This is a genomic window from Thalassospira lucentensis (genome assembly GCF_050516545.1).
In the GTDB taxonomy this organism is placed as follows: Bacteria; Pseudomonadota; Alphaproteobacteria; order Rhodospirillales; family Thalassospiraceae; genus Thalassospira; species Thalassospira lucentensis_C.
Map to the genome: position 1 here is coordinate 421872 of NZ_CP191544.1, position 13320 is coordinate 435191.

Consider the following 13320-nt stretch of genomic DNA (forward strand, 5'->3'; position numbering starts at 1 on the left):
TTCCTTTCCGGGTGGGGAAAAGGGGCGGGCCAGTCAGCTGGTCCATTTGGGTGGGGCTTGGAACAGAACAGCGGGGGAAGACTGGCCCGATCGGTTATGGCGCGGATGGTGTTGCGCGCAATCCGGCCGCTGTTTGGTCAAACGCCACAAACCCCGGAAGCGCTTCAACCCGTTTCAGCCACGCGTTTACATTGTCATATGCGCCAAGGTCGACATTGCCTTCCGGCGCATTGACGATATAGCTATAAAGCGCGGCATCGGCGACGGTTGGACGGTCAAGGGCGATCCAGTCATTGCCCGAAAGCCGGTCCTCGACCAGTTTAAGAATGGCATGGGCACGGCCTATGACCTCTTCTGCATTGAATGATGCATTGAAAAGCGTGATCAGGCGCGCCGCGCACGGACCATATGCTATCTCGCCCGCAGCCACCGACAGCCATCGCTGAACTTTTGCAGCACTTTCTGCATCTTCGGGCAGCCAGTCGGTCGCGCCTGCTTTCTTGGCGGCATAGATCATAATCGCGACGGAATCGGCAATCGCGACATCGCCATCCTCAAGAACCGGCACCTGCCCGAACGGGTTCAGTTTCAGGAATTCCGGCGATTTATGTGCGCCATTTGCCATATCGACCTCGACCAATTCATGGTCAACGCCCAAAAGGCTCAGGAAAAGATGCGCGCGGTGGGCATGACCCGAAAGCGGAAAATAATGCAGTTTCATGATGCGTCCTCTGTCTGGGGGCAGTTCGCGTTTGATTGGATACGCAATCATGATTGTTTCGATTTGAAAGCGGAATTATCATAGTATGCAATTTAGTATTCCTATCTGTGGAATAATCGAAAGAGCAGAAAATGGACCGTTTTCAGGCGATGAATGTCTTTGTGCATGTGGTGGAGGCGCGCAGTTTTGCCGCCGCCGCCCGTGAACTGGGTCAAAGCCCGCCTGCGGTCACACGCGCCGTTGCCTTCCTGGAGGATGTAACCGGTGCCCGCCTGCTGACCCGGACAACCCGTTCGGTCACGCTGACGGAACCCGGTGCGCGCTATTACGCCGAATGCAAGCGTCTTTTGGCTGACTTGCAGGAGGTTGAGGCGACTGCAGGCGGGGCCTATGCCAAGCCAAGCGGCATGCTGACGGTGACCGCTCCTGTGCAGTTCGGTCAGATGCATGTTGCGCCAATTGTCGGGCGCTATCTTGATCAATACCCGGATATGAGTGCGCGATTGATGTTGTTTGATCGTGTTGTCAATATTGTCGAAGAGGGGATCGACCTTGCCGTGCGTATTGGCCATTTGGCGGACTCATCGCTAAGTGCGGTACGTGTCGGTGAGGTGCATCATGTTATTTGCGGGTCACCGGACTATTTCGCCAATCACGGGATGCCTGAAACCCCCAATGATCTGAATGGTCACCGGACAATTGCCGCGACCGGATCATCAGCACGTCTGGACTGGCAGTTGAAATCGACAGTCGCGGGCGGGCGCAGCATTCAGGTTTCCCCAAGTGCCCGATGGCAAACCAATTCGATCGAAGCGGCGCGCAATGCGGCTTTGGATGGATGGGGAATTGTCCGGATGCTGTCTTATCAGGCCGCACCCTTCATTGCGGGTGGCACACTTCAGACCGTGCTTGACGATCATGCACCAGACCCCGTGCCGATCCATCTGGTCCATCCCGAAGGCCGCACTGCACCGGCAAAGGTCCGAAGCTTCATCGAACTTGCAGGCAGTATTCTTCGTGCCAATCCGTTGTTTAATTATAGGTAGTTCAATCAGGGCGTGTGCTACGCTGTGTCTGTTTGGGGCAGGGCATGGGAATACCGTTTGATGATCGCATTTTTACGTAGCGCGACACGGATCGGGATTGATGCAATTCTCCCGCCCCGCTGTGGGGGATGTGGCGCGATTACCGACAGTCCGCATGCGGTCTGCGCTGAATGCTGGGCGGGATTGCGGTTTATCACCGCACCACATTGTGCCTGTTGCGGTTATCCGTTCGAACTTGATGTGAGCGCTAACATCGTTGCAGACCAGAATGTTGATCAAACCCTGTGTGGCAATTGTCATCAAAAAAGGCCCGGCTTTGATCAGGCACGTGCGGCCCTGATTTATGATGATCACAGTCGGGATTATCTGTTGCGGTTCAAGCATGCAGACCGAACGGATTTAACCCCGCTTTTGACCCGGTGGCTGTTTCAGGCAGGCTTCGGGATTTGGGGGCAGGCGGATTTGATCATCCCGGTGCCGTTACATCGCCGGCGTCTTTTAACCCGCCGCTATAATCAGTCGGGATTGCTTGCGGCAAAACTGTCCGCGCAAACCGGTGTTCCGTGGGATGGTCGATTGCTTAGACGGGCGCGCTATACCCGCAGTCTGGGGGGCTTGGGACCATCATCGCGCAAACGCGAAGTCGGTGGTGCTTTTGCCATTGATCCGAAACGCGCAGATAAACTGGGACTGTCCGGGGCGCGGGTGGTTTTGATTGATGATGTGCTGACCACCGGGGCGACGGCCAATGCCTGTGCCGGGATTTTAAAGCGATCTGGTGCCATGCACGTATCTGTGATCACGGTTGCGCGTGTCGTGCGATGACGCATTGCAAAATTTCTGATATACAGCCGTCATCCAGACTGATTTTCACGCCGTTCTTGATGCTGAAGTCCCGGATTGCCGGGGGATTGAGTACGAATGGCGCATAGAAGAAGGACATTCGCCAAATGGCAAAAGTTGAAGTTTACGCGACCGAATGGTGCCCGTATTGCAAACGCGCCCGCAAGCTTCTCGAAGAGAAGGGTGCCAAGTACCAACTGATTGACGTGATGATGGAACCAAAGCGCAAAAAGGAAATGATGGACCGTGCCAATGGCCGTCATACCGTGCCGCAGATTTTCATCAATGACGAACATATCGGCGGCTGTGACGAGTTGATGGCGCTTGAAGCGGCTGACAAGCTGAGCGCAAAACTATCCGCCTGATCAATTCGGTTGGCAAATAGTATGATGATAAAAAACCCCGGCTGATTGGCCGGGGTTTTTCGTGGTGGTGGCACGGGGGATTGGTGGTCGCGTGGGGCGGGGAGATTGTCAGGAAAAGGTCTTTTCCATTTCCTTGCGAAACGCGATGGCCGGATCGTTCAGATCAAATTCGACATCATCCCATGTCAGGGTCTGATCAACACCAACCGCACGTTTGATTTTCAAATGATGGGCAAGTCCGATGGGAAGCGCGTTGCGCGAACGTGATGTGTGGGCAGGGGTAAGCTTGCCATACACCGTATAGCCACCTTCACCATCCAGCATTTCACCGACTTTAAGGTCACGTTTGGCAGTGGCGACCGCATCGCCCGACCATGCGCGTGGGGACCCGGTGGCTTCACCGCGAAGGGCCGCCGATGCCACCGAAATACCCAGTTCCAACCCGATCAGGTGATAGGGCTTATACATGGTTGAATATTGCCCGCTTGGATCGGTCAGTAAGCCATATTCATTAAAGCACCGCGCGACATAGTCGCTTGGCGCTTCAAAGGTGACATAAACACCCCAGCGCAAATCACGAAACACCGGCCGGGTGTCGCGTTCAAGGCTTGAAACAACTTCGACCGTGCCTTTGCGATCAAGGATGCCGCCACTTTCGCGTGGGCATAAAAGACGCGGTAAATCATCGACGCCGCATGCCGGGAACTGCAACCCGCAATCTTGCGGCACAAGGTCACAGGCGTTTGAAACTGCGGCCATTTCGATGGCCGATTTGGTGCCATCAAGGAAACTGTTGAAAATCTGTGGGTTCATGCCACCCGCCTTGGCCTGATCGGGTGTCAGGCCATAATGATGCCAGACATCATCAGGCGTCACATGATGATAGATCGGAAGGTACTTTGTACCCTTACCTGCACAGGTAACCGGCAGGCCAACCGCACGCGCCCAATCGACCATTTCCGAAATCAGGGCGGGTTGGTCGCCGTAAGCCATGGAATAGACAAGACCGGCGGCCTCTGCCCGTTTGGCCAAAAGTGGCCCGGCAAGAACATCGGCCTCGACATTGACCATGACGATATGGCGGCCATGTTCAATCGCCTTCAACGCAAAGCGAATGCCCGCAGCCGGACTTCCGGTGGCATCAATGATGACTTCAAGCCCGTCGGCCGCAATCAGGGCATCGGCGTCTTCGGTGATCCAGGTCGTGCCATCCTTGTATGCGTCCGCAGCGTTCTTTGCCGCGAACTGATCATCGGTCCAGCCAACCCGGCGCAAGGCAGACTTGGCGCGATCAATGCTAAGATCGGCAACGCCCAGCACGTGATACCCCGGGTGATGCCCGGCCTGACTTAAAAACATCGATCCGAATTTACCCGCGCCGATGATGCCAACCCGGACCGGATTGCCATCATCGGCACGTTTGCGCAGTTTTGCGTCGAGATTCATCTATGTCTCCAGCGGCAGGTTTATGCAGCAGATCGCTTGGCGACCAACTCATCAAGGCAGTCATCGGCAAGCGGTGTGATCGGTGTGAAATCGCGGTGTGCGATCCATGGTTTGCGATTAAACGCCCGGATGTGGTTGCTAACTGCACACAGGCTTAGATACACAATCGTTCGATCAAACGGGCTGATATTGGGCGGGCTGGCATGAACCAGATTTCCGTGGAACATCACGACCGATCCGGCCGGACCAACCGGTGCTTCGCAACCGCCATCTTTTGCCAGTTCGGTCACGGTTTCCCGATCCAGGGTCCAAAGCGGATAGGATGTGGTTTCAAGATCGTGACCGGCCTTAAGAACGCCTGCCTTATGGCTTTTGGGAATGAATAAAAGCGGACCGTTGGCCGGTGTGACGTCTTCAAGAAACAGGGCGATGTTAAAGGCGCGCGGTTCGGGCATTTCATCGTCGCGCTGCCAGGTGCCGTAATCCTGATGCCACTGCCATACAGCGCCATCAAAGGCCGCTTTGGCGTTGATCTTGTATTGATGCATATAGACCTGTTCGTCCAGAAACTGTTCAACAGGTTCAATCAGGCGGGGATGCGCGCCAAGGCGGCGGTGGGCTTCATTATAGGTGTGTGCGGCAAAGGCGGTGCGGGCAACGCCGGATGTCTCGCGCCAGACTTCTTCACGGTCGGATGCATAGATCTGGCGGGCTTCGGCCAGAAGCAGGGCCGCTTCATCACGGGAAAACAATTCGGGTAGAAAGACAAAGCCCTTCTCGCGAAATTCGGCAAGAGCCGTTTCGTTGAGTTTCATGACGTTTCCTCCGGACCGCAAATTGTGGTTTTTATTTTGCGGCTGATGCCCGATTGCGGGCGGTTAATTTGTTTGGGTTTGGCGATCCTTCATTTTCGATATCAGGCGCTGCTTGGCATTTTGGCTATGGCCAATGGCAAGCTGTTGGGCAAGAAGGCCATCACCGGCACAAATTGCGTCGGCGATGGCTTCATGTTCTGTCCAGATCGGGTTACGGGAAGACCCGCTCTGAAGATAGGCATGCATAACACGCCGGATTTGCAGCCAGACGGCTGCAGATGCCTCAGGCAATAGGGGATTGCCCGACAGGCGATAGATCGTTTGATGGAATGCGACGTCGGCTGCAACAAGTACCGCGGTGTCGCCGCTGCCCAGGGCGTGGTGTCCCTGTTGAATGGCAGCCCGCAGTGCCGATTCCCGGTCAGGATCCAAGGAATGTGCCGCAAGACGGGCCGCAAGCCCGTCAAAGGCTTCTCGAAGGTCATAAACGTGACGGACCAGATTTGTGTCCACCTGGGTAACGCGATAACCGCGCCGCCCCATGGGTTCGACCAGTCCGTCACGACGCAGCAGCCCCAGAGCTTGCAACACGGGTTGCCGCGAGACATTGAGTTCCTCGGCCAAGGCTTCCTGACGCAAAGGTGTCCCGGGAGGGAGAGCACCGGAACACAAGGCATCAACCAGGCGGTCATGCACTTCGTCAGTCAGACTTTTTCGACCGGAAAGAGGTTCCATCTTCAATCCTTCTTAGGTGTACGGAATACTGTATACACTAATTCGATGCAGCGAAAGGGGCAATTTCCGTCATTTTTTTTGTTCAATAAATGTGAATAAAGCGGATTATTATTCAATTTCACTGAAGAATTATTCCGTGTTGGGCGAAGTTGGGCAGGGTCGGGCAAGGTTGGGGAAGGTTGGGCGAGGTTGGGCGAGGTTGCACAAGGTTGCACAAGGTTGAACAAGGTTGAACAGGGTTGGGCAAGGTGGGGCAGGGTTGGGGAAGGTTGCACAGGGTTGGGCAAGGAGGGGTAAGGCGGTCCGTTATGCCAAATGCCTATTGCCGCCCCGTCCCGTCATCGCCATCATAAAGAAGATAAGGATAAAAAGGAGAATGCGTCATGACCCGTTTCATTGCTGCCTGTGTGCAGGTCAATTCCCGTGATGTGATGTCAGACAATCTTGCACGCGCGGCGACCTATGCCCGCGATGCTCATGCGGCCGGGGCAAGATTGATCGCATTCCCTGAAAATGTGTCGATGATGTCGTTTGGCGGGGATAAAGTCCGTGCTGCGGCCTTTCTGGAAAAAGACCATCCCGGCCTGACATTCTTTTGTGATCTGGCAAAGGAGCTGCAATCAACCCTGATCGTCGGATCGCTGCATGTAAAAGCAAGCGACGAAGGCCGGGTGGCCAATCGATGCTTTGTCATCGGGCCGGATGACAAAATCATCATATCATATGACAAAATCCATATGTTTGATGTCGATCTGGCCAATGGCGAAAGTTACCGCGAAAGCAAAACATTCCGTCCCGGTGATGCTGCCAAGCTGGCCGAGACAGACTATGGCAAGATCGGGATTTCGATTTGTTATGATGTGCGCTTTCCCCATCTGTTTCGCGATTACGCCAAGGCCGGGGCAAAGATATTAAGCGTCCCGGCGGCCTTTACCCGCACAACCGGATTGGCCCATTGGCATACCTTGTTAAAAGCACGCGCAATTGAAAACGGATGTTTCGTTATTGCCGCGGCCCAATGCGGGGAGCATCCGGGCAACCGCCAGACATTTGGTCATTCGCTGATCATTGATCCGTGGGGTGAAGTTCTGGCCGATGGCGGGACCGATCCCGGCTTTATCACCGCCGAGATCGATCTGGAACGGGTGGATGAAATCCGCCGCATGGTGCCATCGCTTCAAAACGGCCAGACCTATAAGCCCTGCCAGTAAAACTGGCTTGGGGCGGGGGCAGGCGATTTGGTGAAGTGGTCAGGTGTAACTGACCACTTCAAATTCAATGTTGTTTTCATCGCGGAAATAGAACCGGCGACCGGGTTCATAATCGGCGTGGTTGCCGGTTTGATAGCCGGATTCTTTGATCTTTTGTTCGGTGGCATCAAGATCATCGACGACCACGGCAATATGGTTCATCCCGCCACGGGTTTGATAGGAACTTTCCGACCCCTTGTTCGGCGTGCCCGGAGAATAAAGGGCAACGTAACTTTTGCTGCCGCCGACATGATAGGTCACGCCATCATAGATCGACGGACCTTGCCACCGGATATGCCAGCCAAACCAGTCATGGAGATGTTGTGCGGTCTTGGCCGGGTCAGAAACAGTAAAATTGACATGTTCCAAAAATGCTTCAGTCATGGCGTTCCCTTTCATAACGGGGGTTGTTTTCGTGGTGTGTCTCTTTGGTAATTCCTCAAGTTAAGTTTAGGTCAAGCGGTAAATAATACTGATTTATCGTAGTTGTTATGATTGAGGTTGGGGGTGCTCACGCGTCCTCACGAAACAGTGTCGCAACGTCATTTCGATTTTCCAAGGAGATCGGTCAATCTTTGCCCATCAAGGAAATTCAACTGGAGATGCAAGGGTAATGTTTAAACGAATTCTTCTGGGATCAGCCGTTCTGGTCGCGATGACGGGTGTGGCCTTGGCCGGCGAGCAATATGTCGATGAAACCGGCTTTGCGATCAGCGGTTATGACGCGGTGGCCTATTTCAATTTGCCGCAAAAGGATGTCGGCATGGATCAACCCCATGCCGTCCCCGGACGGGCGGATATCACAGCGGATTATAACGGTGCGACCTGGGCCTTTGCATCAGAAGAAAACCGCGACATGTTTTTGGCCGATCCGGCAAAATATGCCCCGAAATATGACGGTCACTGTGCCTTTGGCGTCGCAAAGGGCGGTAAGGTTCCAGCCAACCCGAACCTGTGGCGAATTGTTGATGGGGAGCTTTATCTTAACATCACACCGACGGTGGTCGGGTTCTGGACGACGGATATTTCGGGCAATATCAACACGGCCGAGGGCAATTGGTCCGGTCTGGAAAGCAAGGCGGCATCTGCCAAAAGCTGGATGGAGATCACGGACAATGACGGGACCTATGATATGGCCGCCCCGATCAAGTAACGGGATGCCTAAGCAGAAAAAACCCACCGGCACTCAGATGCCGGTGGGTTTCTTTTTGAGCGGTTATTTTATCTGCTAACCGGCGATTTCGCCGCCATCAGATTTGGTGACGGCCACGACCGACGGGCGCGGCGGCAAAGATGCCTGAAAATCCGGCCAGCGGGTGCTTGGTGCATCATAGGAAGAACCGTCTGCCGGATGCTGAACAGCAAGGAACAGGGTGGTTCCATCCGGGGTGAATTCCGGACCGCACATTTCCGCCCCAACCGGGCAGGCAAAGAAGAATTTGGTAAGGGCCCGACCCGGACCATCGACATCGGTTGCCCACATGCCATCAGGAATGTCTGATCCCTGTGCGCCATCCGATGAAATCCAGAGACGGCCACGATGGTCAATCGCCATATTGTCCGGGCAGGACAACCAGGATTCGGCTGCCGGATGGTAAACCGCCTTGTCATCGGCGTTGGACGGGTTGCCCGCAGCAAGCATGATATCCCAGGTAAAGCGATCAGCCGTGTGATCGGCATCCTGACCACGCCCACCCGGAGGGGTGAGTTCAAGCACATGACCATGCGGGTTGGCAGCACGCGGGTTCGGTGCGTTGCCTTCCTTGCGCTTGGAATTGTTGGTCAGCATGACATAGACCTTGCCATTGACCGGGTTCGGTTCGACATCTTCCGGGCGGTCCATCTGGGTTGCGCCCAGAAGGTCGGCGGCACGTCGGGTTTCAATCAGGATATCGGCCTGACTGGTGAAGTCGTTTTCAGTGGTCAGCGGGCCTTGGCCAAAGATCAGCGGCATCCAGTCAAGGGTGCCGTCTTCGTGGAATTTGGCAACATAAAGTGTGCCGTCATCCAGAATATCCATATTGGCGGCACGATCATTCGGATTGTATTTATTCGTTGCAACGAACTTATAGAGATAATCGAAACGCTGATCATCACCGGAATAGGCAACAACGGAGTTGTCCTTGTTGATGATGACGGTAGCGCCTTCGTGTTTGAAACGGCCAAGGGACGTGCGTTTTTTCGGCATCGAGGTCGGATCATAAGGATCGATTTCAACCATCCAGCCGAATTTGTTGGGTTCATTCGGTTCTTTTTCGACATTGAAGCGGTCGAAATATTTAACCCAGGAATACCAGCTGTCCGGTTCTATGCCGAGGCGTTTATAGTTGCGTTCTTCGCCGGTTTTGGCGATGTCGCCGCCGAAGTAACCGTTAAAGTTTTCTTCGGAAATCAGGACCGTGCCCCACGGGGTTTTACCACCGGCACAGTTGTTGAGCGTGCCGATAACGCGGGTACCGGAAGCATCCGAGCTGGTTTTCAGACGGTCATGGCCTGCTGCCGGACCGGTGATTGCCATTTCGGTATCAAGGGCCGAAATACGACGGGCATATTTCGAATCTTCGATGATGTTCCATTTGCCGCCGGTCTTTTTGATCTCAACGATGGAATGCCCGTGGGCCGCAATTTCATGCAGTGCCTGTTCCTGGGATGCGCCCATGGAGTCTTTAAGGCCCGGCCACATCAGTTCGGCATTGGTGTATTCGTGGCTGATGCACAAAAGACCATGGTCGGAGCTGTTCGAGCCAACCGGAAGCGGCATATAGCCGACATAGTCGCAGTTATAGCCAAACTGTTTGTTCTGCGCAGTTGCATCAACCTGACCCGGAACAAATGCCGGTGCGTCAGAAACGACCTTGTCGCCCCAGCGGATCAGCACGTCGGCCTGATAGCCTTCGGCGACAGCGTGGGTTTCGGTGATTTTCTGCGGGATGGATTTAAAAGTCAGCGTCGATGCGGATTGTGCCTTTGCAACGCCACGGGTTGCAATGCCGGCACCAACAACAGCAGAGGTCGCCATCAGGCCCTTGAAAAAGCCGCGTCGGGAAAAGCGTGCATTGATCAGATCGTCAATGCGTGGATTGTTGGTCGGGTTGGACGGAATATCGTCACGATCTTCAATGATTTCGTATTTATCGTTCATGGCTTTTTCTCTCTCAAAATGCCTAAAGCGGAAACCGCAGCAGGAAAAATGCCAGAAACGACAAGCGGCGTTTGTGAAGATTGTATTTATTTTTGTGCAAAATCAATTTGTTACAGTTTTATTGCGGTGGTTTCTTTGCCGCAATTGACTGTTTTACAGCGGTGGGCCGGGGGCTACCATCCGGGTGGATTGGACCCTGTTTGAACGCGCAGATGTCCCAGCCTGCAAATGCCTGACGCAATTCATCCGGGAATAGAAGAAAATCAGGCGATCTCGGGCGGCCATAGGCTTCGTTACCGACCATAAAGGTTTCATAGATCAAGGTGCCGCCAGAGCGAACTGCATCGCGAAGGTATGGAAAGAGAGGGCGGTGCAGATAGTTGGCAACAATAACAAGGTCAAACGATTGGCTGCCAAGCGGCCATGAACCGGTTTCAAGATCGGCTTGCTGCCATGTAATATCGGGATGATCGGCCATATGTGTTTGCGACAAATCACGATCCAGGCCGGTCACAGACCATCCTTGTTTTGCCAGCCAAAAACTGTTGCGTCCTTTGCCGCATGCCATATCAAGTGCGCGGTTGCGACCCTTTGTCGGGGTGGGGGCATTTTGTGTGATCCAGCTGGATGGCAATTGGGATGACATTTTTATAAATCTTGTTTATTGAAGGTTCACCTGTGACGGGGATGCGCACCATAGCAGGTCACATCACAGATATCTTATCGTCATGCGATTAGTTTGGTTCCATAGATACCATCATGATTCTATTTCAGCTTAAATGCGAACATGATCACGAATTTGAAGGCTGGTTCAAGGACGGCGCGACATATGACGTGCAGGCCGCCAGCGGGGATTTGTCGTGCCCTGTATGCGGGACGTCAAATGTTGGCAAGGCATTGATGGCGCCGCGTTTGCGCACCTCCCGCCAAAAAGAAGATGCCGCCGAAAAGCAACGCCAGGTCGCGGTTGCCGAGGCCACCAAAGCCGCCATTAGCGAAATTCGCAAGCAGGTCGAAACCAATTGCGAGAATGTCGGGAACAAGTTTGCCGAAGAAGCCCGCAAAATCCATTACGGCGAAACAAAAAAGCGCGGGATTTACGGCGAAGCTTCCCTGAAAGAAACGGCGGAACTGGTTGATGAGGGCATCGATGTGCATGCCTTGCCTTGGGACGATGACACCAAGAAAAACTGATTTTGGTGAATGGCTCAACACAGAGCATGAAAAGCGAGCCTTTTGTGTCGTTCATGAAAATGACAATGCGGATCGAATTTAGCCCATCTGAAGGTTGAATGTGGCGCACTTATCCCCCAATTATTACTATACATAAGGGGGAGGCATGAAGGTGTTTTGCACTTAAGGTTAATCCAGAAAAGTCTGAATTTTCAAATTTCTAAGCCCCTTAACTGACTGGCTTGGCGGGCTATGTTGATAGCCTGGTAGCCTATTCTTTTGCATCATTCGCCTAAAACTCCTGGGGAGAGTTTTGATGGATCTCGACTTGAACGCCATCAACCTTAAGAACGTGCTCGACCATTCAACGGTCGGTGTGGTTATTCATGCTTGGGATACCGCAATCGTTTACGCTAATCCGCGTGCGATGGAATTGCTTGAGATGAGTTATGATAACCTCATCGGGTCGCTGTCTTATGATCCTCAATGGCATTTCGTCGATGAACGCCACAGACGCCTTATGGTTTACGAGTATCCTGTAAATCTGGTCCGAAAAAGCGGACTGAAAATGGTGAATGAGGTCCTTGGTAAAGTTGACAATGAAACAGGCGACGTCCGGTGGTTTCTGGTTAATGCTCATGTCGAAGTTCAAGGCGAATCGCATGCAGACAAAGGATTTATTGTTGTCTCCTTCAACGACATAACAGACCGCCAAAGCCTGTTTTCATATGAGCATATTCTTGAAAATGCTGGTGACGTCGTGATTGTTACCGGGGCAAACCCCATCGAAAGCCCTTTTGGACCCCAGATCGTTTACGTCAACCGCGCTTTCGAAAAGCTGACAGGCTATGACCGCACGGAGGTGATTGGCGAAACCCCGCGTATACTTCAGGGTAAAATGACGGATGCTGAAGCATGTGCCCGAATTCACAAGTCATTGGAAAAGCAGGAAAGTGTTCGCGAAACGCTATTGAACTATTCAAAGTCGGGTCAGCCCTACTGGCTTGATATGAATATTATGCCTTTATACGGTCGGAATGGTGAGGTTACGCATTTTGCAGCCATCGAACGGGATGTGACAGAGTCTGTGTTTAACGCACAGCAGCTTGAAAGGCGTAATAGTGAACTGCGCCAGATCAAAGATTCCCTTAATAAGTTGGTGGAGGAACGCACCCGTCAATTGCAGGATGCGAACATCAAACTTGAAAAACTTGCCTATTATGATGCTCTGACCGGGATACCAAACCGGCGCAGCTATCTGGATCAACTACAGAAACTGATTGGCTTTTGTCGGCGGCATAAATACATCACGCTTGTTGGAATACTTGATATCGACGATTTCAAGATCGTAAATGATACCTACGGGCACGCCGTCGGTGACGAGGTTTTGGTGGCGTTGGCGCGAACGGTTTCCCATCATTTCCGGGTAGAGGATATCATTGCTCGTATCGGGGGCGAAGAGTTTGCTTTTGCCAGCGTTGTCAAGGATTACCAGTCATCAGAAATTGTCTGCCGCCGTTTGCTTGATGCTGCCCGTTCGACGCAAGTGGAACTGTCAGACGGAACAAATATTGCCATCACAGTCAGTATCGGAACGTGCTATTTGCGACCCGAAGATACTTGCGAAATCGATTATGCAATGAATTGTGCGGATGAAGCGCTTTATAAGGCAAAGCGTGCGGGCAAAAACCGATTTGAGATTGCTGATAAATCTAACGCGAAGGACGGCTGAAAAGGGCTGTGTGCGTTGATTGGCTGCGTCATAAGTCGCCGAAGCTGCAGAA

The 13320-nt window shown here is 53.2% G+C and carries 14 protein-coding genes; 7 read left to right on the forward strand and 7 right to left on the reverse strand.

Annotated features, from left to right (window positions below):
• Positions 1 to 94 precede the first annotated feature (94 nt).
• A complete protein-coding gene (locus tag ACQ0MK_RS01830) occupies positions 95 to 721 on the reverse strand; it encodes a glutathione S-transferase family protein (RefSeq protein WP_430474575.1) in 627 nt (208 codons plus the stop codon).
• 131 nt (positions 722 to 852) lie between these two features.
• Between ACQ0MK_RS01830 and ACQ0MK_RS01835 the strand changes: the two genes are divergently transcribed.
• From ACQ0MK_RS01835 to grxC, 3 genes are all read left to right on the forward strand, one after another.
• Positions 853 to 1767, forward strand: coding sequence for a LysR family transcriptional regulator (locus ACQ0MK_RS01835; protein WP_430474576.1), 915 nt, complete (start codon positions 853 to 855; stop codon positions 1765 to 1767).
• A gap of 60 nt (positions 1768 to 1827) precedes the next feature.
• Entirely contained in the window at positions 1828 to 2592 is a 765-nt protein-coding gene (locus ACQ0MK_RS01840) for a double zinc ribbon domain-containing protein (RefSeq protein ID WP_430474577.1), read from the forward strand.
• Between the two features lie 125 nt (positions 2593 to 2717).
• Positions 2718 to 2975: a glutaredoxin 3 gene (gene grxC, locus ACQ0MK_RS01845; protein ID WP_350044398.1), complete on the forward strand. Its 258-nt coding sequence runs from the start codon at positions 2718 to 2720 to the stop codon at positions 2973 to 2975.
• A gap of 108 nt (positions 2976 to 3083) precedes the next feature.
• Here the strand turns inward: grxC and ACQ0MK_RS01850 are convergent, their stop codons facing one another.
• From ACQ0MK_RS01850 to ACQ0MK_RS01860, 3 genes are all read right to left on the reverse strand, one after another.
• Positions 3084 to 4421 (reverse strand): NAD(P)H-dependent oxidoreductase, encoded by a 1338-nt coding sequence (locus ACQ0MK_RS01850; RefSeq protein WP_430474578.1) that lies wholly within the window; start codon positions 4419 to 4421, stop codon positions 3084 to 3086.
• Positions 4422 to 4441: 20 nt separating this feature from the next.
• On the reverse strand, positions 4442 to 5236 hold the full coding sequence (locus ACQ0MK_RS01855; protein WP_350044396.1) for a phytanoyl-CoA dioxygenase family protein: 795 nt from the start codon (positions 5234 to 5236) through the stop codon (positions 4442 to 4444).
• A gap of 63 nt (positions 5237 to 5299) precedes the next feature.
• The gene (locus tag ACQ0MK_RS01860; RefSeq protein ID WP_430474579.1) at positions 5300 to 5971 is read right to left on the reverse strand and encodes a GntR family transcriptional regulator; all 672 of its coding nucleotides are present in this window, start codon (positions 5969 to 5971) and stop codon (positions 5300 to 5302) included.
• Positions 5972 to 6354: 383 nt separating this feature from the next.
• Here ACQ0MK_RS01860 and ACQ0MK_RS01865 point away from each other — a divergent pair, with 383 nt between their 5' ends.
• Entirely contained in the window at positions 6355 to 7182 is an 828-nt protein-coding gene (locus ACQ0MK_RS01865; protein WP_430474580.1) for a carbon-nitrogen hydrolase family protein, read from the forward strand.
• A 39-nt stretch (positions 7183 to 7221) separates the two neighbouring features.
• On the opposite strand, the gene ACQ0MK_RS01870 is transcribed toward ACQ0MK_RS01865, so the two are convergent.
• Positions 7222 to 7605: a VOC family protein gene (locus ACQ0MK_RS01870; RefSeq protein WP_430474581.1), complete on the reverse strand. Its 384-nt coding sequence runs from the start codon at positions 7603 to 7605 to the stop codon at positions 7222 to 7224.
• Positions 7606 to 7834: 229 nt separating this feature from the next.
• On the opposite strand from ACQ0MK_RS01870, the gene ACQ0MK_RS01875 reads away from it, so the two are divergent.
• Entirely contained in the window at positions 7835 to 8374 is a 540-nt protein-coding gene (locus ACQ0MK_RS01875; protein ID WP_430474582.1) for a YHS domain-containing (seleno)protein, read from the forward strand.
• 75 nt (positions 8375 to 8449) lie between these two features.
• Here ACQ0MK_RS01875 and ACQ0MK_RS01880 read toward each other — a convergent pair whose 3' ends face one another.
• Together ACQ0MK_RS01880 and ACQ0MK_RS01885 are read right to left on the reverse strand one after the other, a co-directional pair.
• Positions 8450 to 10363: a PhoX family protein gene (locus tag ACQ0MK_RS01880; protein WP_430474583.1), complete on the reverse strand. Its 1914-nt coding sequence runs from the start codon at positions 10361 to 10363 to the stop codon at positions 8450 to 8452.
• 118 nt (positions 10364 to 10481) lie between these two features.
• On the reverse strand, positions 10482 to 11009 hold the full coding sequence (locus tag ACQ0MK_RS01885; protein ID WP_430474584.1) for a class I SAM-dependent methyltransferase: 528 nt from the start codon (positions 11007 to 11009) through the stop codon (positions 10482 to 10484).
• Positions 11010 to 11122: 113 nt separating this feature from the next.
• On the opposite strand from ACQ0MK_RS01885, the gene ACQ0MK_RS01890 reads away from it, so the two are divergent.
• Both ACQ0MK_RS01890 and ACQ0MK_RS01895 read left to right on the forward strand, forming a co-directional pair.
• Positions 11123 to 11557: a DUF1178 family protein gene (locus ACQ0MK_RS01890; RefSeq protein WP_430474585.1), complete on the forward strand. Its 435-nt coding sequence runs from the start codon at positions 11123 to 11125 to the stop codon at positions 11555 to 11557.
• A gap of 295 nt (positions 11558 to 11852) precedes the next feature.
• Positions 11853 to 13268 (forward strand): diguanylate cyclase, encoded by a 1416-nt coding sequence (locus tag ACQ0MK_RS01895; RefSeq protein ID WP_430474586.1) that lies wholly within the window; start codon positions 11853 to 11855, stop codon positions 13266 to 13268.
• The last annotated feature ends 52 nt before the right edge of the window (positions 13269 to 13320 follow it).